General features: G+C 66.6%; 25 protein-coding genes. 17 read left to right on the top strand and 8 right to left on the bottom strand.

The window, feature by feature from the left end; translation table 11 throughout:
* The first annotated feature begins 39 nt into the window (after positions 1-39).
* Complete coding sequence (locus tag AB4070_RS13470) at positions 40-375, top strand: nucleotide pyrophosphohydrolase (protein WP_378876090.1); 336 nt, start codon at positions 40-42, stop codon at positions 373-375.
* Positions 372-2105 (top strand): DNA/RNA helicase domain-containing protein, encoded by a 1734-nt coding sequence (locus tag AB4070_RS13465; protein WP_441980535.1) that lies wholly within the window; start codon positions 372-374, stop codon positions 2103-2105. Before AB4070_RS13470 ends, AB4070_RS13465 begins: the two co-directional genes overlap by 4 nt.
* Here AB4070_RS13465 and AB4070_RS13460 read toward each other — a convergent pair.
* Positions 2095-2715, bottom strand: a complete 621-nt coding sequence (locus AB4070_RS13460) for a MerR family transcriptional regulator (RefSeq protein WP_441980534.1) — start codon at positions 2713-2715, stop codon at positions 2095-2097. The two genes, AB4070_RS13465 and AB4070_RS13460, sit on opposite strands and share 11 nt — an antisense overlap.
* A 70-nt stretch (positions 2716-2785) precedes the next feature.
* On the opposite strand from AB4070_RS13460, the gene AB4070_RS13455 reads away from it, so the two are divergent.
* The 4 genes from AB4070_RS13455 (at position 2786) to AB4070_RS13440 (ending at position 5530) form a co-directional block, all read left to right on the top strand.
* On the top strand, positions 2786-3292 hold the full coding sequence (locus AB4070_RS13455) for a DUF4188 domain-containing protein (protein WP_441980533.1): 507 nt from the start codon (positions 2786-2788) through the stop codon (positions 3290-3292).
* Positions 3293-3340: 48 nt separating this feature from the next.
* The gene (locus AB4070_RS13450) at positions 3341-3769 is read left to right on the top strand and encodes a phosphatase domain-containing protein (protein ID WP_441980532.1); all 429 of its coding nucleotides are present in this window, start codon (positions 3341-3343) and stop codon (positions 3767-3769) included.
* Positions 3770-3890: 121 nt separating this feature from the next.
* A complete protein-coding gene (locus AB4070_RS13445; RefSeq protein ID WP_017202934.1) occupies positions 3891-4232 on the top strand; it encodes a YciI family protein in 342 nt (113 codons plus the stop codon).
* A complete protein-coding gene (locus tag AB4070_RS13440; RefSeq protein ID WP_441980531.1) occupies positions 4208-5530 on the top strand; it encodes an RNA polymerase sigma factor in 1323 nt (440 codons plus the stop codon). The genes AB4070_RS13445 and AB4070_RS13440 overlap by 25 nt, the downstream gene beginning before the upstream one ends.
* A 65-nt stretch (positions 5531-5595) precedes the next feature.
* On the opposite strand, the gene AB4070_RS13435 is transcribed toward AB4070_RS13440, so the two are convergent.
* A complete protein-coding gene (locus AB4070_RS13435) occupies positions 5596-5967 on the bottom strand; it encodes a hypothetical protein (RefSeq protein ID WP_441980530.1) in 372 nt (123 codons plus the stop codon).
* A 233-nt stretch (positions 5968-6200) separates the two neighbouring features.
* On the opposite strand from AB4070_RS13435, the gene AB4070_RS13430 reads away from it, so the two are divergent.
* Together AB4070_RS13430 and AB4070_RS13425 are read left to right on the top strand one after the other, a co-directional pair.
* Positions 6201-7214, top strand: a complete 1014-nt coding sequence (locus AB4070_RS13430; RefSeq protein ID WP_441980529.1) for a DUF2599 domain-containing protein — start codon at positions 6201-6203, stop codon at positions 7212-7214.
* A gap of 337 nt (positions 7215-7551) precedes the next feature.
* Positions 7552-7998, top strand: coding sequence for a GNAT family N-acetyltransferase (locus tag AB4070_RS13425; protein WP_441980528.1), 447 nt, complete (start codon positions 7552-7554; stop codon positions 7996-7998).
* On the opposite strand, the gene AB4070_RS13420 is transcribed toward AB4070_RS13425, so the two are convergent.
* Positions 7999-8568 (bottom strand): TetR/AcrR family transcriptional regulator, encoded by a 570-nt coding sequence (locus tag AB4070_RS13420; RefSeq protein ID WP_441980527.1) that lies wholly within the window; start codon positions 8566-8568, stop codon positions 7999-8001.
* Between the two features lie 86 nt (positions 8569-8654).
* Between AB4070_RS13420 and AB4070_RS13415 the strand changes: the two genes are divergently transcribed.
* The gene (locus AB4070_RS13415; protein ID WP_441980526.1) at positions 8655-9656 is read left to right on the top strand and encodes an SDR family NAD(P)-dependent oxidoreductase; all 1002 of its coding nucleotides are present in this window, start codon (positions 8655-8657) and stop codon (positions 9654-9656) included.
* A 107-nt stretch (positions 9657-9763) separates the two neighbouring features.
* Positions 9764-10144, top strand: coding sequence for a VOC family protein (locus tag AB4070_RS13410; protein WP_441980525.1), 381 nt, complete (start codon positions 9764-9766; stop codon positions 10142-10144).
* Between the two features lie 50 nt (positions 10145-10194).
* On the opposite strand, the gene AB4070_RS13405 is transcribed toward AB4070_RS13410, so the two are convergent.
* A complete protein-coding gene (locus tag AB4070_RS13405) occupies positions 10195-10800 on the bottom strand; it encodes a flavin reductase family protein (RefSeq protein ID WP_441980524.1) in 606 nt (201 codons plus the stop codon).
* Positions 10801-10866: 66 nt separating this feature from the next.
* Between AB4070_RS13405 and AB4070_RS13400 the strand changes: the two genes are divergently transcribed.
* Positions 10867-11556 (top strand): ArsR/SmtB family transcription factor, encoded by a 690-nt coding sequence (locus AB4070_RS13400; protein ID WP_441980523.1) that lies wholly within the window; start codon positions 10867-10869, stop codon positions 11554-11556.
* Between the two features lie 136 nt (positions 11557-11692).
* On the opposite strand, the gene AB4070_RS13395 is transcribed toward AB4070_RS13400, so the two are convergent.
* From AB4070_RS13395 to AB4070_RS13380, 4 genes are all read right to left on the bottom strand, one after another.
* Positions 11693-11818 carry a hypothetical protein gene (locus AB4070_RS13395; protein WP_274543257.1) on the bottom strand — a complete coding sequence of 42 codons (126 nt, stop codon included), beginning with the start codon at positions 11816-11818 and terminating at the stop codon, positions 11693-11695.
* Positions 11819-11886: 68 nt separating this feature from the next.
* Positions 11887-12606 (bottom strand): 3-keto-5-aminohexanoate cleavage protein, encoded by a 720-nt coding sequence (locus AB4070_RS13390; protein ID WP_441980570.1) that lies wholly within the window; start codon positions 12604-12606, stop codon positions 11887-11889.
* A gap of 44 nt (positions 12607-12650) precedes the next feature.
* On the bottom strand, positions 12651-12881 hold the full coding sequence (locus tag AB4070_RS13385) for a hypothetical protein (RefSeq protein ID WP_441980522.1): 231 nt from the start codon (positions 12879-12881) through the stop codon (positions 12651-12653).
* Positions 12882-12976: 95 nt separating this feature from the next.
* The gene (locus AB4070_RS13380; RefSeq protein ID WP_441980521.1) at positions 12977-14164 is read right to left on the bottom strand and encodes a MalY/PatB family protein; all 1188 of its coding nucleotides are present in this window, start codon (positions 14162-14164) and stop codon (positions 12977-12979) included.
* 390 nt (positions 14165-14554) lie between these two features.
* Here AB4070_RS13380 and AB4070_RS13375 point away from each other — a divergent pair, with 390 nt between their 5' ends.
* From AB4070_RS13375 to AB4070_RS13350, 6 genes are all read left to right on the top strand, one after another.
* Positions 14555-15577: a LacI family DNA-binding transcriptional regulator gene (locus AB4070_RS13375; protein WP_441980520.1), complete on the top strand. Its 1023-nt coding sequence runs from the start codon at positions 14555-14557 to the stop codon at positions 15575-15577.
* Between the two features lie 210 nt (positions 15578-15787).
* On the top strand, positions 15788-16702 hold the full coding sequence (locus AB4070_RS13370) for an ROK family protein (RefSeq protein ID WP_441980519.1): 915 nt from the start codon (positions 15788-15790) through the stop codon (positions 16700-16702).
* On the top strand, positions 16699-18537 hold the full coding sequence (locus AB4070_RS13365) for a class I mannose-6-phosphate isomerase (protein WP_441980518.1): 1839 nt from the start codon (positions 16699-16701) through the stop codon (positions 18535-18537). Before AB4070_RS13370 ends, AB4070_RS13365 begins: the two co-directional genes overlap by 4 nt.
* A gap of 108 nt (positions 18538-18645) precedes the next feature.
* Positions 18646-19914, top strand: a complete 1269-nt coding sequence (locus AB4070_RS13360) for an ABC transporter substrate-binding protein (protein WP_441980517.1) — start codon at positions 18646-18648, stop codon at positions 19912-19914.
* Positions 19915-19922: 8 nt separating this feature from the next.
* A complete protein-coding gene (locus tag AB4070_RS13355) occupies positions 19923-20798 on the top strand; it encodes a carbohydrate ABC transporter permease (protein ID WP_441980516.1) in 876 nt (291 codons plus the stop codon).
* Positions 20798-21610, top strand: coding sequence for a carbohydrate ABC transporter permease (locus tag AB4070_RS13350; RefSeq protein WP_441980515.1), 813 nt, complete (start codon positions 20798-20800; stop codon positions 21608-21610). The genes AB4070_RS13355 and AB4070_RS13350 overlap by 1 nt, the downstream gene beginning before the upstream one ends.
* Positions 21611-21622: the final 12 nt, after the last annotated feature.

Below are 21622 nucleotides of genomic sequence, written 5' to 3'. Positions count from 1 at the left end.
TCCTCGGGGGCCCTACCCCGACCCTGCTAGCGTCGCATCATGCCGTCGCCGCAGACTCTCGCCGCCCTTCGCGCCTTCGTGGCCGAGCGGGACTGGGACCAGTTCCACTCGCCTGAGAACCTCGCCAAGAGCATCTCGATCGAGGCCGGCGAGCTCCTCGAGTGCTTCCAGTGGTCCCCTAACTTCGACCAAGAACAGGTCGAAGCGGAGCTCGCAGATGTTGTCACCTACTGCATCCATCTCGCGAACAAGATCGGCGTTGACCTCGACGAGGTCGTCATGAAGAAGCTGGAGTCGACGAAGGCAAAGTATCCCGTCGAGCTGGCCAAGGGCCGCATGACGAAGTACACCAAGCTTTCCGAGGCGCCGGAGTGACAGATTTCAGAATCCAGCGCCTGCCTTTCCGCCGTGACGCCGTTGACTCGTGGGCGCGCGACGACGCCCGGCACACCAACTGGCCGGTTGTCTATGTGATCGAAGGCGACGCCAAGCGCAACTCTCCTGGGCTCTACGTCGGTGAGACAGTGAGCGCCGCCACTCGGATGCGCCAGCACCTCGCCGGGTCGAAGAAGAACGAGTCTCTCGAATCGATCCGCGTCGTCGTGGATCACACGTTCAACAAGTCAGTCTGTCTCGACCTTGAATCGCATCTCATTCGCTGGTTCTCGGGCGACGGCCAATACCGCATCCTCAACGGCAACGACGGTCTGACCGACGCCCAGTACTATGACCGCGCCCTCTACCGCGAGTCGTTCCGCGATGTATTTGAAGCGCTGCGAGCAGAGGGACTTTTCTCGCGGAGTATCCCCCAGATCGAGAATTCCGACCTGTTCAAACTGTCGCCCTTCAAAGCTCTGACCGACGACCAGGGCATCGCGATCATGGACATCCTGGAGGGTCTGCTCGAAGACCTCCAGGAACCCGGGGCTCGGTCCACACTCGTTGTACAGGGCAACCCGGGAACAGGGAAGACGATCATCGCGATCTTCCTGATGAAGTTGCTCGCCGACATTCGCGACTACGACGACCGCGACGGGGTTGAGCCGGACTCGATGTTCTCGGAGTTCTTCGTCCCCGAGAATCGCGAGCTGCTCAAGACTCTTCGCATGGCTCTCGTGATCCCACAGCAGTCTCTGCGGATGTCGGTGAAGAAGGTGTTCAAGAAGACTCCCAAGCTCGATGCGGCGATGGTGATGTCGCCGTTCCAGCTCGGTGAATCGAACGAAACTTACGACCTCGTTCTCGTCGACGAAACTCACCGACTCGGGCAGCGAGCCAACCAGGCGTCGGGCGTGCAGAACAAGAAGTTTGGCGAGATCAACGAGGCTCTGTTCGGAACCGATGACCCTCGCCACACCCAGCTCGACTGGATCAAGGCTCGGAGCAAGCATCAGCTCCTGCTCGTCGATGGGGAGCAGAGTGTGCGACCTCATGATCTTTCTCCGGCGGCACTTAATACAGAGATCGTCGGAGCGAAGGACGCTCATCGCCTGTTTCGGCTGACGACCCAGATGCGCGTGCAGGCTGGTGCAGACTATGTCGAGTTCGTGCGCGCCGTCCTGCGGGACGAAGCGCCGTCGCTCCCTGACCTCGGCGAGTATGAGCTCCGCCTCTTCGACAACCTCGGAGAGATGCGGGACGCCATCCGACAGAAGGATGCCGAAGTGGGTCTCTCCCGCCTCGTCGCTGGTTACGCGTGGGATTGGGTGTCGAAGAAGAGCCCGGACGCGTACGACATCGAGCTTGACGGTGAGCGGATGCGGTGGAACGGCACCGATAAGGACTGGATCAACTCGAAGGGGTCGCTCGAAGAGGTCGGCTCGATCCACACCGTGCAGGGGTACGACCTGAACTATGCCGGCGTCATCATCGGACCGGACCTCCGCCTCGACCCGGCAACCGGTCGGATCGTCGCTGATCGCGAGAGCTATCGGGACAAGAAGGGCAAGGAGAACACCGGGCACCTGAAGGATGCATTCAGGGACGATGACCTGCTGACGTTCATCCGGAACATCTATGGAGTGCTGTTGACGCGCGGGATGCGTGGAACCTACATCTACGTGTGTGATCCAGCCCTGAGGGAGCGCCTGGCGCTCATGCTCTAGCTCCGTCCCCACCAAACCGCTCCCCCGAGCTCACCTGCTGAGCCACCCGCCGCAGCGCCAACAACAACGGCTCCACCAGCACCGACCCCAGCACCACGTACCGCACGGCAGCTTCCGCAGACTCCTCCGGCACCCCCGCGATCTCCGCATCCGCAATCCGCCGCGCACTCGCGAGGTACTCCGCCATCGCTGCCTCGGGAACGGTGAACCCGACGCGCTCCAACCCCTGCAGCGCTCGCGCGACCGCATGCAGCACCACCTCGTCGCACATCCCCGGCTTCCACCCGAGCCCCTCAACAAGCGCCTCCGCGTCAGTCAGATCCAACGAATCATCCACCGGCGGAGTGATCGCCGCATGCGCGGCCCCCAGCAGCTCGTGCGCACTCGCCGGCGGGTCATCCAGCGCCCCGAGCACCCGCCGCGTCTCGGCGATGCTCACTCCCGCGTCGAGCAGGGCCCGGATCACCCGCAGACGCTCCACGTGCTTCTCCCCGTACGCAGCCTGAGTCGCAGACGACCGCTCGCCCTCGGGCAGCAGCCCCTCGCGCAGGTAGTACTTGATCGTCGGCACGGTCACGCCGGTCTGGGCTGACAGTTCGGAAATTCTCATGGCCACCTCTTGACTTCGATAGTAGCGCTATCCATTATGGATAGTGACGCTATCCAATCAAGGAGACATCATGTCGAAAGTCATCACGGGCCGCATGACCCACCGCCACGAGGGCGAGCTCGTCGTGTTCCACATCGGGATGCAGATCAACCGCTGGTGGCGCCCCGACCTGTGGATGCCGGCCTTCTTCGCCATGCCGGGGATGCTGCGCGAACTCAGCACCGACCCCGACTCGGGCATGCTCGGCTACCACCTGCTCTTCGGCTCGGGCGGACCCTACGTCGTGCAGTACTGGTCATCCGTCGAAAAGCTCTACTCCTACGCGTCCAGTCCGAACCAGCAGCACCGCCCCGCGTGGACCGCCTTCAACCGCGCGGCCCGCAAGGCTCCGGGTGCTGTCGGCGTCTGGCACGAGACCTTCCGCGTCGACACCGCCGAGAGCGTCTACGTCTCGACGAAGCCGATGGGGCTGCCGAAGGCCACGGAACTCGTCCCTGTGGGCAAACGGCACGACCGGGCGCAGGCACGGTTCGCAGATGGGCGGACGGAAACGCCGAAGTCCGAGCCTGCACAGTAGCCCTCGCCCAGCGACCGATCCCACCGAACAACCCACTACCCTCACACCATGCCCACCGATCGCCCGCGCGCCTGGATCTTCGACGTCGACGGCACCCTCGCCCTCATCGGCGACCGCTCACCGTACGACATGCGCAACGTATCGCTCGACACCCCGAACCACCCGGTCGTCGTCGCAGCTCAAGCGTTCGCCGCGCACCCCGACGTCGACGCGCTCATCGTGGTCTCGGGCCGCGACGAGACAGCCCGGCGTGCGACCGAGGCCTGGCTGACGTTCAACGAGATCCCGTTCGACCGCCTCCTGCTCCGCCGCACGGGCGACCAGCGCGCAGACAACATCGTCAAGGCCGAGATCTACGACGCCCACATCGAACCGCACTTCTCCGTCATCGGCGTCGTCGACGATCGCCGCAGCGTGGTCGAGATGTGGCGGTCTCGCGGGCTGGTCTGCTTCCAGGTGGCCGAAGGGGACTTCTGAGACCCGCCGTCGGAGTTCAGCGACTTCGGTGCGGTCCATCATTTTCCGGATCGGTGTCCTGTGCGCCGGTGGTCGTCCGTCGTCTGGGTAAGTAGATGTAGAAAGACCTTGAGGAGAACACATGCGCTACGTACTTTTCATCTGCACCGACCCGACCGCTGAGCCCTACGTCGAGGCCGAGGACAATGCCGGGGAGTGGGTGGCGTCGCTGCAGGACAGCGGCTCCTACGTCTTGGGCGACCGTCTGCGGCCCGTCGAAGACGCCACGACCGTGCGCGTCCGAGCCGGCGAGCGGATCGTGGCCGACGGACCGTTCACCGAGAGCCGCGAGTGGATCGCCGGGTTCGACGTGATCGACGCTGACGACCTCGACGCCGCGATCGAGATCGCCGCAGCACACCCGATGGCCCGGTTCGGCCTGGTGGAGGTGCGCCCCGTGTGGCCGCTCGGGTCGACGATGTGAGCACCCCGGAAGAGCCGCCGGGCACGCTTCCGGATGCCATGGCCGCCGTTCAGCACGTGGCATCGATCGAGTACGGCCGCGTGGTCGCGAGTGTGATCGGCACAGTCCACGACTGGACTCTCGCCGAAGACGCCGTGCAGGACGCTCTGGCTCGAGCGGTCGAGCGGTGGCCAGGCGACGGGGTACCGGCGAACCCCGCCGCCTGGGTCACGACCGTCGCGCGCCGCCGCGCGATCGACCTCGTCCGGCACGCTGACGCCGAGCGCCGGGCGGTGGCACGTCTGGAGCACGAGCCGCATGAAGGCGCCGACATCACCCCGGGAGCCGACGACCACGAGGACGCGTTCCCGCACGGGGACGAGAGGCTGAAGCTGATCTTCACCGCCTGCCATCCCGCGCTGACCTTGGAGGCCCGCGCGGCGCTGACGCTCCGCACCGTCCTGAACGTGTCGATCGAACAGCTCGCCGGGATCTTCGCGGTCGCACCCGCGACGATGGAGAAGAGACTCGTGCGGGCGCGGGCCAAGATCGCGCACGCGAACATCCCGTACCGCGTTCCGGATGCCGCGCAGCTCGACAGTCGAAGCGCGAGCGTCTGCGAGGTCCTGTCCGCCCTGTTCACCATCGGTTATTCCGATCCGACCCTGCAGTCTGATCCCGGTTCCGAGGCCATCCGGCTTGCTCGGCTGTGCCGGCAGCTGCTCCCCGCGGACTCCCCGGCTCGAATCGAGTTCACGGGGCTTCTCGCCCTCCTGCTTCTTCAGCACTCCCGCCGCGCGGCACGCACTACGGCCGACGGCCTGTCCGTGCCGTTCGACGAACAGGATCGCGGACTGTGGGATGTCTCCGAGATCGAGGAAGGGCTACGGCTTCTCGATGACGCCGTGGAGGAGGCGGCACGGGCGGGCATCCACGGCGGACGGCACCTCATCCGCGCCACCGTCGCGGCCGAATACGTCCGCCCCGCCCCGGGGACGGAGATCGACCACGCCCGTATCGCCGACATGTACGGGGTGCTGGAGAAGGTGGATGCGTCGCCGTTCGTCCGCATGAACCGTGCGGTCGCCGTCGCGAACGCGGGACGACCGACCGAAGCCCTCGCGCTGACGGAGGCGCTCGAGAGCTCGCTGGGAGGACACCACCTCTACTCCGCGGTTAGGGGAGATCTCCTGCAGCGCCTCAAGCGCGACGATGAAGCGACGTCTGCGTTTCGCGATGCCGCACACACCGCTCCGACGGAACGCGAGCGACGGTCATACGCCCAGCACGCTGACGACATCGCCTCGGCATCGACCTAGCCTGCACCCGAGAGTCGGGCCCAACCCCAACGAGGTGACCTCGAGGCGGCAGATGCCTGCCCTACCTACCCGTGGCGATCTTCTATCGCCCGAATGATGGGGTCGGTGACCTCGCGCAGCTCGCTTGCTGTTCCGCCCTCGGCGAGATGCGCGATCAGCGCCTGCTTGGCAGCCCGCCGGTCGACACCATCGGGCAGCTCAAACGCGAGCACGTCGAAGTCTCGCTCGTCGTAGTGAGCAACCGTTGCGCGCACGCGTCCAAGCTCAGGGTCCTCACTCTTGACATGCAGATAAGCGCGCAACTCCGGGTCGAATCCTGTGCCGCCCACGTACGCGATCGCGCCGCTTTGCACGTCGAGCCAGACGTAGAGCCAAGATCCACTCGGCTGAACTTGACCATTCCGGACCGCGACGACGCGTGGGGAGCTGAGGCTCATCCGCCAACCATATTCGGCGCGCGTGAACCTTTGATCAGACCCGCCCTGGTTGGAGACGCCTTTCACCCTTGCTTCATTCGCCGTGACCCAGGCTCCAGCTTTCAAGCCTCTGCACACCCCGGCTTTCCATCACGGCCTGTCTGTCACGGCCTGTCCGCCGAAAGGAGGACAGACAGTACACACACCCGCGAAGTAACGTCTTACATGTCGGCGGGATGATCAGTGAAGGAGCAATGATGAAAATCGCCGAAGTCAGGAGCAAGTCGGGAAATTGTACAAACATCCGCAGGCTGACACCTGTCGCGCTGGCCGGGCTCGCCGCTCTCCTCGCCGTCGCAGCCTCGTCCGTCGGTGCCGCGTCTCCCGCAATGGCAGCTGACCCCATCGACGATCTCAGCACACTCGAGATCATCGAATCGGCCACTCCGGGAACGGAGAACGCGGAGGTGCTCGCCGTACAAGAGAGCGCGAACACCGCGGACTACTTCGCGGACATCCCCGAGAGGGATACGGTCATCACGATTCCAGGAGATGCCTCGGCGGGCGTCGCACTGGATCAGGGCGGCGACGTCGTGACCGTCGGGCTCCCCAACGCTTCGGAGGCCGCGCGTGGCATTGCTGATGCAGACGGCCTCGTCCACTTCGACAACGCCAACGGATCCACCACCGTCCCCGTGGTTCGCGAAGACGGGGTCGTCCAGATCACGACCATTATCGAAACCGCATCAGCCCCGGCTGTCTACGAGTATCCGATCGCCGTTGCCGACGGCGGCCAGCTCGTCGACGCAGGAGACGGATTTTTCGCCGTTCTTGACGAGGCTGGACAGCCGACAGCGATGATCGATCCGGCCTGGGCAAAGGACGCCAACGGTCGCGACGTGCCCACCCGATACGAGCAGCAGGGGAACACGCTAGTACAGGTCGTGGAGCACAGGTCAGACTTCGCGTATCCGGTCGTTGCGGATCCTGCTGTGCGAGGAAATCTCATCACCGACGTGAAGCTCAGCTGGAGCAGCTACGGCACAACCGTTGGAGTCACCCCCCGCTCCGGCTGGGCGATCACGCCGTTCTCCAACTGGTGGGCGGAATACAAGCTCTGGGTGAGTGCGCATTACGAGGGCAACAAGTTCTATAACCAGCTTCGGTGCCACGTCGACATCGCCCCTTTCAAGTCGCCCTGGAACCTCGACGCTTGGCGGCCTGACGTAAGGTACAGCGACGTCTTGGCCGCAGGATGCAACCCGTAGGAGCGATTGTGAAGCAACGAACGAGACGAGCAATGGCCGGCATAGGATTCGTCGGTGCCGGCGTCATCATCCTCGCCATCGTCATGGCGATTGCTGAGGGTTACATCTCAGACGCGGAGCACACGACTGGAAACCTCGCACCTGCTGCTCTGACTGGTCTGTTTGGCGCATGTCTCATGCTCGTCGGCTTCGGGAGCATTGTCTTCCGAAAGGAGTGACTAGGGGACTACAGCTCAGCTGATTCGGCCCCGCTACCCGTCAGGGTGGCGGGGCCATCCCCTGCCCGCACACCGTTCGTGGCGCGGCGATCCGCCCCGAATCGGGCTACGGTACCGAGATGAACCAGTCGACCCCGACGATCGAATCGCTGCACGCTCTCACGGACGCGGACGCCGAAGCAATCGCATCGCTCCTGGTACAGCTCTCCTCGTCCGCAGCATTCGATCGCGCTCGAACCGAGGCGGTCATCGCGCACGAGGCGACGGAGCTTTTGGTTGCACGTGACTCTGGGCGCATCGTCGGCACCGCGACTCTCGTGACCGCACCTTCCCTGACCGGACTGCGCGGCCATGTCGAAGACGTCGTGGTCGACCAGGCGGTTCGCGGGCGCGGCATCGCGCGGCTCCTCCTGGAGCACATGACGCAGCTCGCGCAACAGCGCGGACTCCGGACGCTCGACCTCACATCCCGCCCATCCCGAGAATCCGCGCTGCGGTTGTACGAGTCCGTCGGGTTCCGCAGGCGTGAGACGAAAGTGCTCCGGTTCACCCCTGCCACGGACTAGTCACGCAACGATCCCCCGCAGCAACCGCACCACGGTCTCATCTACCCGCCCCGCGCTCAACGGGTGCCCGATCAGCGCGGAGTACGACGCCATCGCGATGAACTGATCCGCGATCGCCCCCGCATCCACATCCGCCCGCACATCCCCCGCAGCCCGTCCGCGCGACACCCGCTCCGACACCCACTCCCGGATCGGCGCCGCGAGCCGCTCGTTCAACACGAGGCCCAGCTCGGGATCAGCCGCCGTCACCTCGATCAGCGCCCTCGCCAGCGACACACCCTCGGGCCGGGCCAGCCCCGCGGACACCGCCGTGAACCATGCGCGCAGGTCCGCGCCGAGGTCGTCCGTCATCGGCACGACGACATCCGACCCGGGAACCGTTCCCTCGAGCAGCGCCTCCCCGAGGATCGCGGCCTTCGACGGCCACCATCGGTAGATCGTCTGCTTCGACACCTCCGCCTCAGCCGCGAGACCTTCGATCGTCACGGCCTCGTACCCGTCCGCGGCGAGCGCGCGCCGCATTGCGTCCAGCACGGACTGGCGGGCTTTCTCACTGCGAGGACGAGGCACCCATCCACCGTACTCAGGCGTACACTGGATCATAAGTAGACGCACCGTTGCGAAACTACAACGGCACCCGAGCAAGGAGAACGAGCATGGCCCTCACCGCACACTCCACCATCGGCGACTGGATGAACGACCCCACCGGCGGGCCCCTCATCCGCGGACTCTTCGAGAAGACGGGCGCCGACCCCGAGCTCCTCACCCCCGTGCTCGGACTCCCCCTGCAGCAGCTCGTCGCCATGAGTCAGGGCCAGCTCCCGCAGTCCGTCGTCGACGACCTCGTGCGCGCCGCGAACAACGGTGAGATCCCCGAGGCCGACGACTCCGAGGGCTGGACCGAGAAGGTCACCTCCGGCCGCTTCGCCGGCAAGACCGTCATCGTCACGGGCGCCGCATCCGGCATCGGCAAGGCCACCGCCTCGCGCATCGCCCGGGAAGGCGGACGTGTGATCGCGAGCGACATCGCCGCCGAGAAGCTCGACGCCCTCAAGGCCGAGCTCCCGGATGCCGACATCGTCACGGTCGCGGGCGACCTCACCAAGCAGGACGCTATCGACGCCGTGCTCGCCGCCGCGGGCGACCGCATCGACGGCCTCGCGAACGTCGCCGGCATCAACGACGACTTCTCTCCCGCGGGCGAGACCCCGGATGCCGTCTGGGACCGCGTCATCGCGATCAACCTGACCGCTCCGTTCAAGCTCATGCGCGCGGTCATCCCCGTGATGGAAGCGGCCGGTCGCGGCGCGATCCTCAACGTCTCGAGCGAAGCGGGCCTGCGCGGCAACGCCTCGGGCAACGCCTACACGGCCAGCAAGCACGGCATCATCGGCGTCACCAAGTCCGCGGCGTTCATGTATGGGCCGAAGGGCATCCGCGTGAACTCCGTCGCCCCGGGCGGAGTCGCCACCGGCATCCCGATGCCCCCGAACATGTCGGAGTACGGCTCCGGCCGCCTGGCTCCGTTCCAGCAGGCGATCCCGACCGTCGCGACCGCCGAGCACCTTGCCGCCTCGATCACGTTCCTGCTGTCGGACGACGCCGTGAACATCAACGGCGCCATCCTCGCCTCCGATGGCGGATGGTCGGTGCAGTAAGCCGCACCCGCGAAACGCCCCCGCCGACCCGAACGGCGGGGGCGTTTCGCGTGTTCCCTGCGACGTGGCCGTATCCGCGCCGACGCCCGCGACCTACACTCGACGTCATGCTGAAGCTCGTGTCGATCGTGATCCGTGTGACGGACCTCCCCGCGCAGTCCACGTTCTGGAAGGCAGCCCTCGACTACGTCGAACGCGACCCGGCGGACGACGACTGGGTCGTGTTGAAGCCGCACGATGCCGACGCTCCCTGCATCGCCCTCGATGCCCACCACTCCGAGCGGGTGCTGCCTCCGCGCATCCACCTCGACATCTACGCCGAGGATCAGAGCGCCGAAATCCAGAGGCTCACGCAGCTGGGTGCGCGCGAAGTGCACTGGGACGGACGTCCGGCCGACGCCGATTACGTGATCATGGAAGATCCCGAGGGCAATCGCTTCTGCATCGTCGACCGGCCCGACTGGCCGGGCTGGGGCGGAAGCCGTTGAATCGGCCTAGGGCAATCCGCACGACCTGTCTTCATTCAGGACCGAACGATTCACTGTTCCGCGCGAAAGCTGACCCCGACCCTCTCGCCTTGCGAGAAGTAATGCCGGAACGTGTAGTACACCGGCTTCCAGGCGTCCAAGTCGACGTGTGAGGTTCCCGGCACCGCGAGCGCCTGATGCACATGCGTGCGTAGGACCTTCGCGTGGACGATGGTGGCGTCTCCGTCCTCACCCAACGGCGTCATGTTCGTGACCCGAGCCTCCATCTGAACGGGGCACTCGGCGATCCGCGGGGGCAGAACCTCCCCGCTCGGCCGTGGAGTGAACCTGCCGAGCGTCCACTTGTCCGGCTCATACCTGTACTTCTCCCGCTTGTGGGGCGGGACTTCAGCAACCCCCGTGGTGTCGGCGATTCTCTCTATCGATTCCCACAGCGTGGCGTCGGGCAGATTGATGACCAGCTCACCGCTCTCGCGGAGATTGCGCATCGCCCGGCCCGAATTACTCAACCCCAAGACGTAGGTGTCGTCCAGAGCCCAGGCTGAGGAGATGGGAGTGATGTTCGCCGTTTCGCCTCCCGGCATCAACGTCGTGAGCAGGGCCACGGGGGTCCCGAAATAGAACACGGAGGGTTCGATCGCCAGAGTCGGGTCCATGAGGTCCAGTCTGTGGCGGGAACGGTTCGGGCTGGACCGAACAGTGCCGGCGATAAAGTTCTTGCAATGAAAGGAACGAGTAGGCCGGAACTGGCGGCGACGGCCGCCGTCTTCGCCAACGACGCCCGCGCGTCGATGCTTCTCCTCATGCTCGACGGAAAGGCATGGACGCTCACCGAACTGTCCAAGACCGCCGCCATCGCCCGGTCCTCAGCGAGCGAGCACGCCGACAGGCTGCTGGACGCCGGGCTGGTCGAGGAAGTGCGGCAGGGACGGCACCGCTACCTCCGGCTCGCCGGCACCCCCGCCGCTGAACTGGTCGAGTCACTCGCAGCATTCTCGGGTCGCGTCCGGCCTGCCAAGCAGTCACTCGACGCCCAACACCGTGACCGCGCCATCAGGGAGGCTCGTACCTGTTATCGCCACCTCGCGGGCAGACTCGGCATCGCACTCACCGACGGCATGCGTGCGAAGGGCTTCATCGAGTCAGACTTCTCGCTCACCCCGCCGGGGCGGGCCTGGCTGGCCTCTCTCGGTATCGACCTGCCGGAGCATCCGAAGCGCACTCTCACTCGTCCCTGCCTTGACTGGACGGAACGACGAGAACACCTGGGCGGGCTCGCCGCAGAAATGCTCCTCGCGACGTTCAAGGAGAAGGCATGGATCGAACACGTTCCGTCCAGCACCCGCGCTGTGCGTCTCACCACCGCAGGACGGGAAGGTCTCGCGGACCTGCTTCCGACAGACCGCTTCTAGTGGCACGCCCTAGTCGACACCTGCCAACATCCGGTCGACCCACACCGGATGCGGCAACGTGGCGATCTCGGCGTGCGTGAACCATCCGACCTCGACGACCTCGTCTTGATCGGGTCGCCCTCGCGGATCACCCCGGTCACACCTGACCGGGCCGACCGTCCCGCGCCATCGCCTGACGGTGCGAGGTCAGTGCCGCGCGCACGGCTGAGTAGATCACCAACCAGGTGATCAGGATTCCGATGAGGATGAACGCGAGGTTCATGAGAAGGAAGGGTACGAGCGAGTCGGAGAACATCGCCCCAGGATGCCGCACCCCACGCACCCGCCCGGTCAGACTCCCCGCATCCGCGCCACGGCCGCCCGCACCAGCGCCGCATTCCCCGGAGCGGTCGCTCCGTCGGGGAGCAGCAGCGTGTCTTCCAGGCCGATGCGCGAGGCCAGTTCGAACTCGACGGCGAGGTCGAACACCGGCCAGGTCGAACCCTCCTCGCCGTGCAGCAGGATCGGCAGGTCGGGCTCCTCGAGCTGAACGTGGGCGATCATCCCCTCGGCATGATCCCGCAGCACCTCGGCCGGCTCGTCGGGGAGCTCGATCAGCACCCGCAGGCACTGGCCACGCACAGGCGACCGCTTCCACACCTCGAAGCCGGCCGCGTCCCAGAGCCCGGCCTCGACCGCGACGCCACGCTTCAGGAGCAGTGCTGCCACCTCGTCAGCACCGGCCTCGTGCCAGTTGACCGAGGCGTGGTCGGGCAGTTCCGTCCACGCTTCGATGGCGGCGAGGCGGCGCTCGACGTCGGGTTCGGCCCACGCTCCCGTCGTCACGCCGACCGGCACACCGGGGCTCGCGGAGCGCACCGCCGCCACCCAGCGAGCGACGTCGTCGGCAGCGAGACTGTCGCGACCGGCCTCGTCCTTCGGGTGCACATGGACCTCGTGCGCCCCCGCCACCACAGCACGCGCGGCATCGTCGGCCACGACCGAAGCATCCACACTCAACCACGGGTGCTCGACCGCATCACGAGCGCCGTTCACGCACGCCTGCAACATCATCCGACGCGGAGGCCGAGCGGGCGGGTCGGAGTCCGCCGCGGTCATCGGCCGATCAGCTCGCGCGGGTGCAGGTCATAGGGAGAGGAGTCGGTCGACGGGCCCTCTTCGTCGCGCACCGTGTGCTCGACCTGACGCGCGACAGCCGCGCTGCGACCGACCTTTACCGCCTCGGCCTCGCTCATGAAGCTGCTCCCCAACGTCTGCGATTCGCCCTCGATGCGGTTGAACCAGATGCCGTTGCGGTGGAACGTCTCGATGTCGCCTGCAGCCATGGCGGGATCCCTTCTCTCGCATCCTTTCTACGTCAGACCACCGACACCACAGAGGGGCTTGACAGCTTCCACCCCATCGCCCGAGCGAGATCGGTTCAGACCAGAAGACCCGCCCGACGCACGGCCTCGCCCATCTCCGCGAACGCCTCTTCCAGGATCGGACGGGGTGTCGCGAAGACCACCCGCACATGCCCCTCGGCACCACGCCCGAGCAGCCGCCCCTCGGTCAGCACGACCCCGGCCTGCTCGCGGAAGAACTCGGCCGGCGGACCCGGTATCCCGAGCGCCGAGGTGTCGATCCACCCGATGTATGTCGCCTCGGGCACGCGATACACGGCTCCAGGCAGGTGCTCCTCCACCAGTGTCGCCAGCTGCCGCCGCGAACCGTCGAGGTACTCGATCACCTCCGTCAGCCACGGCTTACCCGACCGATACGCCGCCGTCGAGGCCACCACGCCCAGCGTGGCCGCACCGTGCTGCACCGCGAACCCGAACCGCTTGTACAGCTGCTGGTCGGCCTCGTTCGAGGTGATCAACTGCGCCGTCTTCAGTCCAGGGATGTTCCAGGCCTTCGAAGCACTCGTGCCCGTCACCGTGTGCGCGGCCGTCGCCTCCGACACCGACGCGTACGGCACGAACGGCGCACCGTCGTATCGCAGCGGGGCGTGGATCTCATCCGCGAACACCCGCCCGCCGTGCCGCTCGACGATCTCTGCGATCGCCTCCAGCTCATCCCGCCCGACGATCGTGCCGGTCGGGTTGTGCGGATTGCAGAGCACGAGCGTCCGCGCCCCGGCGGCGAATGCCTCGTCGATGCGGTGCAGGTCGTGCTGCCAGCGCCCCTCGACCTCGACGCCGGGGACCTCGATCACCGGATGCCCGATCGCTGGCAGGTATGTCAGGAACGGCATGTACGCGGGGGTGGGCACGATCACGGGCGAACCCGCTGGCGCATATTCCTGCACCGCGACACCAAGGGCCGCCATCACATCCGAGACCGGATGCACGCGCTCGGGATCGACCGCCCAGCCGTACTCCTCTCGCATCCATTCGGACGTCGCCTCACCGAGTTCAGCGGCCTGCGGAGGGGAGAGGTATCCCAGGTTCTCGTCGTCGATCGCGCGATGCAACGCCTCCGCGATCTCGGGCGCGACCCCGAAGTCCATCTCCGCCACCCAGGCGCCGATGCGTCCTGGGTGCAGACTCCACTTGCGGCTCTGCGGCCGGTCGAGGAACAGACGGGTGCGGGCATCGAACGGATGCGACGGGGAGGCGGAGGTCATGGGGGTTCCGTCGACTCAGCCGACGGCGTCGGTACAGGACGGGCGCGGGGCGCAGATGTCGGACACGGGAGACTCCATTCGCAACGGGCCCGACCAATCTACGGACGGCGCTGCTCCCTCGCATCTCGGGTTTCCCACCGTGACGGCGGGCTGAGGCCCGCTGCCCGAGGCGCCAGTCCCGCGATCGGCAGGAATGTCCCCTCCGGGAGTGTGCACAACTCCTCAAGATCGTGCCGGTTCCGGTTCGAACGACCCCGAATCGACCTTGTCGGCAGGATTCTTCCGGAGTTGTTCACGCACGTCGGCTCGGACCGCCGCGGTGGCACCCCGGGATCTCGACCTCGCTGGTAACGTTCCCTTGATCGACGGCACCACATTCGGAGGGCAGTGATGAGCGAACCAGCGCGCCGCCCGACCGTCAAGGAAGTCGCGACCAGAGCCGGCGTCAGCCCCATGACCGTCTCCCGCACGCTCTCCGGCGGACTCAACGTCAAACCCGACGTGCAGCAGCGCGTGATGGAGGCCGTGGCCGAACTCGGCTACCACCGCAATGAGAACGCACGCAGCATCCGTCCAGGACACTCGAGCGGCCTCATCGGCGTCGCGATCACGAACATCGCGAACCCCTATTACTCCACCTTCGCGCTCGGCGTCGAGGAGGAGGCCGCCCTCACCGGTCGCCGCATCCTGCTCGGCAACACCTCGGAGGACCCTGCCCGCGAAGCCGACCTCGTCGGCGACTTCCTCGGTCGCCGCGTCGACGGGCTGATCGTCGTCCCCGCCGGCACGACCTCCGCGCACCTCGCGCATTCGCAGAACCAGGGCGTGCCCGTCGTACTCGCCTCTCGACGCATCGAAGGACTCGCCGTCGACAGCGTCGTGCTCGCCGACGACGAAGGCGCCCACAGCGGGACGACGACGCTCATCGATCGCGGACACACCCGGATCGGCTACCTCGGCAACGCCCTGTCGATCTTCACCGGCGAGCGCCGATACGCGGGCTTCGTCCGCGCGATGCAGGAGCGGGGCCTCGCCGTCGACCCGCACCTCGTCGCCACGAACCAGCAGACCGTCGATCAAGCGCGCGAGGCGACGCGCACACTCCTCGCCGCGTCGCATCCGCCCACCGCGATCTTCTGTGCCAACAACCGCAACGCGATCGGTGCGCTCAAGGAGATCAACGCCCAGCTCAACGCCGGGTCACGGGCCGTGTCGGACTTCCCCGAGATCGTGAGCTTCGACGACTTCGAGCTCGCCGAGCTCTCCCCCGTGCCGATCAGCGTGATCGACCACGACCCCCGCGAACTCGGCCGCACCGCCACCCGTCTGCTGCTGGACCGGCTTGACGGCGGCGAGCGCGACAGGGAGCACCGCGAGCTCGAACTGCCCGTGTCACTGCGCGGCGTGCGCTGACGCGCACGGGCACGGGCGCGGTTCCCCACCGCACTCCTGCTTCCCGGCTCACATGCATGACCCACCCCCGAATGCATGAACATTCCGCGCCGCGGCTCATGCATCCGTCCGCCGATCATGCAAGTGAAGCGGCCTGGGCGGGGCGTACGCAACGTGTTGACACCTCACCCCCGCGTTGATAACGTTACCAATCATCGACGAGGAGGCCGGATGGAGCTGTGCATCGATTTCGGAGGCACCGAGATCAAGATCGCCCTCATCGACGGCAGCCATGTCATCGGCTCGCGCAGCATCCCTGTGGGCGGCACCGCCGCCGACCTCGAGAAGGCCGCCGCCCATGCCCGAGCGCTGCTCGACCAGACCGGCCGTGCCGCGGACGCCGTGGGCATCGCGGTCCCTGGCGTGGTCGACCTCCGCAGTGACCGGATGCTGCACGCCAACGCCAAGTACGACTTCCTCGAAGACGTCGACCTGCACGCCTGGGCGCGCACCGAGTTCGACCTGCCGTCCGTCGTCGAGAACGATGCGCGCGCGGCGCTGATCGGCGAGACCTCCTCGGGCAGCGCGGCCGGTGAACGCGACGCTGTGCTGGTCACCCTCGGCACCGGCATCGGGACCGCGGCGATGATCGACGGATCGCCCCTGCGCGGACGCACCGGCCACGCCGGGATCCTGGGCGGACACCTCACCGTCGACATCGACGGTCCCACCTGCCCGTGCGGGAACATCGGCTGCGGCGAAGCGCTGGCGAGCACCAGGGCACTCCCCGAGCACGTCTCCATGGCGCAGGTGTTCACCCCGGACGCCGACTCCGACCTGCGCGACCGCTTCCTGCACGTCTGGGGAGCCGTCGTCACCTCGCTCGTGCACTCCTACGACCCCGCCGTCGTGATCCTCTCGGGCGGCATCCTGCGCGCGGGCGACGCCGTGCGCGCACCGATCGAGGACTTCGTGCGCGAGCACCTGTGGGCATCGCTGACCCCGCCGCGCTTCGTCGTCCCGCCCGAGCCCGAACTCTCCGTCGTCCGTGGACTCAGCGCCCTGATCAACGGGACGACCGCCCACACCACCGCCACCGCCCACACCGCCACCACCCACACCGCCATCCCGCAGGAGGAACAGTGACCACCCCGATCAGCGACATGCATGAAGGGCACACCACCCGAGGTCGCTACGACACCCAGCCCACCGTGGCGCTGCCCGACGGCGAGCGCATCCTCCGCGGCGCGGACGGCTGGACAGCAGCGGCCGAGCTCGCCGAAGCCTGCGCCCGGGTGACCGGCACCGCTCCCGTGCTGCTGATCGACACGTACCCGGGCGTCGACGTCGAGGCCCTCACCACCCAGGTGCGCCAGGCGCTGCCGGAGTGGGCGGTCGTCGATGTCGAGACCGCCGCGCGGCCGGTCGCCGAGGTCGAGCAGCTGATCGCCCCGAACCTCACCGACGACCGCGTCTTCGGTGTCATGAGCCACTTCGCCCTCACCGACTTCTACGACGCCGCGAAGCTCGACGCCCTCGCCGACACCATCGTCGAGAACCCCACCGTGGTGCTCGGCTGGGGCGCGGCCCTGCTCTCCCCGCGCCTGGCGGGCGACGCCGTGACGGTGCTCGTCGACATGGCCCGCTGGGAGATCCAGCTGCGCCAGCGCAAGGGTGCGACCAACTGGCGCGCCGACAACGCCTCGGAAGACAACCTCCGCAAGTACAAGCGCGGCTTCTTCGTGGAATGGCGCACCGCCGACCGTCACAAGCGCGCCCTTTTCGACACGGTCGACTTCGTGCTCGACGGCAATGCGATCTCGCCGGCCGAGCAGCATCCGGATTCGCCGGAGGCGGGGATGATCACGGGAGCCGCCTTCCGCCTGGCCCTGAAGGATGCCGCGCGTCGCCCGTTCCGCGTCGTCCCCTTCTTCGACCCCGGCGTGTGGGGCGGACAGTGGATGAAGAACCTCATCGGTCTCGACCCCTCGAAGGACAACTACGCCTGGTGCTTCGACTGCGTCCCCGAGGAGAACTCGCTGCTGTTGGAGGGAGAGGGCGGCGTGATCGAGATCCCCGCCCTGGACCTCGTCTTCAGCCGCCCGGTCGACCTGCTGGGTGCGAAGACGTTCTCGCGATTCGGCGCCGAATTCCCGATCCGCTTCGACTTCCTCGACACCATGGACGGCGGCAACCTCAGCCTGCAGGTGCACCCGCTCACCGACTACATCCAGAACACGTTCGGCATGCACTACACGCAGGACGAGAGCTACTACATGCTCGATGTCGGCGACGACGCGGTGGTGTACCTCGGCACCAAGGAGGGCATCGATCCCGCCGAGATGCTCCAGGAACTGTCGACGGCCCAGGACGGAGAGCACCCGTTCCCCGCCGAGAAGTACGTCAACTCGTTCCCGGCCCGCAAGCACGACCACTTCGCGATCCCCGCCGGAACCGTGCACTGCTCCGGCGCGAACTCGATGGTGCTGGAGATCTCGGCGACGCCGTTCATCTTCACCTTCAAGCTCTGGGACTGGGGCCGGGTCGGCCTCGACGGGATCCCCCGACCCGTGCACCTCGACCACGGAGCCAACAACATCCAGTGGGACCGCGACACCACCTGGGTCGGCGACAACCTCATCGACCAGGTCGAGACCATCCGCACCGACGGCGACGTGATCGAGGAGAGCACCGGTCTGCACGAGCTCGAGTTCATCGAGGTGCGTCGCCACTGGTTCACCCAGACCGCCGACCACGACACCGAGGGCACCGTGAACGTGCTCAACCTCGTGGAGGGCGATGAGGTCGAGGTGGTCAGCCCGACCGACGCCTTCGCGCCCTTCGTGATCCATTACGCCGAGACGTTCATCGTCCCGGCCGCCGTCGGGTCCTACCGCATCCGGCGCACCGAGAACTCGCGCAGCCCGCGCTTCGCGACCGTCAAGGCCTACGTGCGCGGCTCGCGCTCGAGCGACAGCTGAAGACACCACATCCGACGATCACCCGCACCCGCACCCGCACCCGCACCCGAGAAACCGCACACCCGACACACACCGCACACCCGAGAAACACGAACAAGGGAGTTCAGAATGATTTCGCGACGCACGATCGCCGCCGCCGCGGCCGGTCTCCTCCTCGGCACCCTGGCACTGGCCGGATGCTCCGGCGACTCCGGATCCGGCGGGGAGGGCGAGGTCACCGGCACGCTCGACTTCTACACCGACAAAGCGGCGTGGAAGCCCGACTTCGAATCGCTCAACGAGGTCAGCGGCGATGCCGTCGACATCACCCTGAAGACCACGGGCTACTCCGACGCCAACCAGTACGACGCCTTCATCAAGCAGTCGTTCCGCACCGACAAGTCGCCGGGCCTGTTCACCTGGCACACCGGCGAGTCGCTCAAGCAGCTCGTAGACGAGGGTCTGGTCGCCGAGACCACCGACATCTGGTCCAAAGCGGTCGACGAGGGCTGGGTGAGCGAAGACCTGCGCGACAGCTACACCTTCGACGGCAAGCAGTACTGCGTGCCGATGAACATCGCCTACTGGATCATGTTCTACAACAAGGCCGCCTTCGCCGACAACGGCATCGAGGTGCCGACGACCTGGGACGAGCTGAACACCGCCGCCGAGACGCTCAAGGACGCGGGAGTCACCCCGTACTACCAGACCAGCGTGCTGTTCACCTTCCAGTGGTTCCAGCACCTGGTCGCCTCCACCGACCCCGACCTGTACGCCGGACTCACCACGGGCGACGTGAAGTACACCGACCCCGAGATCGTCGACATCATGAACGTCTGGCTCGACGAGCAGAAGGCGGGCTGGTTCAGCGACGCGGGCAGCACGACCGACCCCGCGGTCGGCCTCAAGCAGGGCGACTACGCCATGATCAACTTCGGCACGTTCTTCGCCGGCAACCTCGAAGGCGCCGGCATGACCACCGACGACTACGGCATGTTCGCGATCCCCGCGGTCAGCAACGACCTCGATGCCACACCGGTGGCCGTGGAGTCGGGCCCGATCTGCACCGCCGAGAACTCGAAGCAGCGCGACCTCGGCCTGGCCTACGCCGAATGGTGGATGTCGCCCGACGCGCAGACCGCGTGGAACGACGCGCACGGTGACGTCGCCTTCAACCCGAAGGCGAAGGTCTCCGACCCCGCGCTGGCCGAGATCGGCGAGCAGATCGCCGGCGACGACTACATGCTCTACGACCGGTTCTTCGAGGCCATGCCCACCGAGATCGTGACCACCGCGATCGAGCAGTTCGGCGCATTCAACGCCAACCCCGGCGACCCGATGCCGTTCCTGGAGAAGATCCAGGCCACGGCTGACAAGTACTGGGCAGAGCAGGAGTAAGCGGGCGGATGGCGCATCAGAAGACGCCCTACCAGTGGTCCGCCCGGGGCTTCATCGCCCCGGGCGTGATCCTGGTCGCGGTCCTGCTCTATCTCCCGCTGCTGTGGACGGTGTTCCTCAGCTTCACGAAGTACAACGGCCTCGGCAGCCCGAAGTGGATCGGGCTCGACAACTACGTCGAGATGTTCACCGACGGCGACTTCGTGGGCTCGGCGATGAACACCGTGCTCTGGGTGATCGGCACCCTGATCATCCCGGTAGGCATCGGCCTGGCGATCGCGCTGCTCACTTGGAACCTCGGTGGCGGGATCTGGCTGCGCCTTCCGTTCCTCATCCCCTACGCTCTGTCCGGCATCGGCGTCGGCGTGGTGTGGTCGTTCATCCTCTCCTCCGGCGGCGCGCTCGACCAGGCGCTCGCGGCGTTCGGGGTCACCGACCCGCCTCGGTGGCTGCTGGATGCTCCACTGAACACGGTCGTCATGATCATCGCGTCGTCGTGGCAGGGCGTCGGCGTGAACGCCCTGCTGTTCACGATCGGCCTGCAGGCCATCCCCAAAGAGCCGCTCGAGGCCGCGCGCATCGACGGCGCCGGTGGGATCCGCCTGTTCACCAGCATCCTGTGGCCCATGCTGCGTCCGCTGACCGCCGTGGTCGTCGGACTCTCGATCGTCGCGAGCCTGAAGACGTTCGACATCGTGTGGGGCATGACCAAGGGCGGACCGGGCACCGTCTCGGAGACCCTCGCGCTGACGATGTACAAGGAGACGTTCGTGAACAGCGACTACGGACTCGGCTCGGCGATCGCCGTGTTCCTCACGGTGATCACCCTGGTCGCCTCGGTGCTGTACCTGCGCCAGCAGCTCTCCCCGAAGAAGGAGATGTGATGTCGAAGATCATCCGCACCGCCGTGCTCGTCGTCCTCGGGATCGTGTGGCTGCTGCCCGCCTACCTGCTCGTCGTGAACGCGATGAAGGACCCGACCACCTTCACCTCGAAGGAGTCGTGGCTCCCCACCGACTTCCACCTGTTCGAGAACTTCGGTCAGGCGCTCGAGCTCTCCGGCATCGGCGACAGCATCGTCAGCACGCTCATCTACTCGATCGTGTCGCCGACCATCGCCGTGCTCGTGGGCGCCGCGGCCGGCTTCGCGATCGTGGCCCTGCGCCTCAAGCGCGGATTCCTGTGGTTCGTCGTGATCTTCGGCGGCACGGTCTTCCCGCTGCAGATGGTGCTGCTGCCCCTGTTCGACGCCTACTCGCGCACCGGGCTGTTCGACACCCGCGTCGGCATGATCATGATCTACACGGTGATCTCGATCCCGTTCTCGGCGTTCGTGATGCGCAACTTCTTCACAGGCGTCGCACACAACGTGTTCGAGGCCGCGGTGCTCGACGGTGCCACGACCTGGCGCATCTTCGTGCGTCTGTACCTGCCGATGGCGTCGAGCGCGCTGGTCGCGATCTTCATCCTGCAGGCCACGTTCGTGTGGAACGACCTGCTGCTCGGACTCACACTCAGCCAGTCCGACGACATCCGCCCCATCATCACCACGCTGTCGGGCATGCAGAGCACCTACGGCGGCGCGCAGATGTCGGTCGTGCTGGCCGCGGCCGTGCTCGTCTCGCTCCCCACCGTGGTGCTGTTCCTGTGCACCCAGCGGTTCTTCGCCAAGGGCCTCGCGCTCGGGCAGTACTGACCCTCACTCCGC

The organism is Microbacterium sp. 2RAF4, from assembly GCF_052115285.1.
GTDB classification, from domain to species: Bacteria; Actinomycetota; Actinomycetes; order Actinomycetales; family Microbacteriaceae; genus Microbacterium; species Microbacterium oxydans.
Note: the sequence above shows the minus strand (reverse complement) of the source record. Positions and strands in the feature narration are given on the sequence as shown.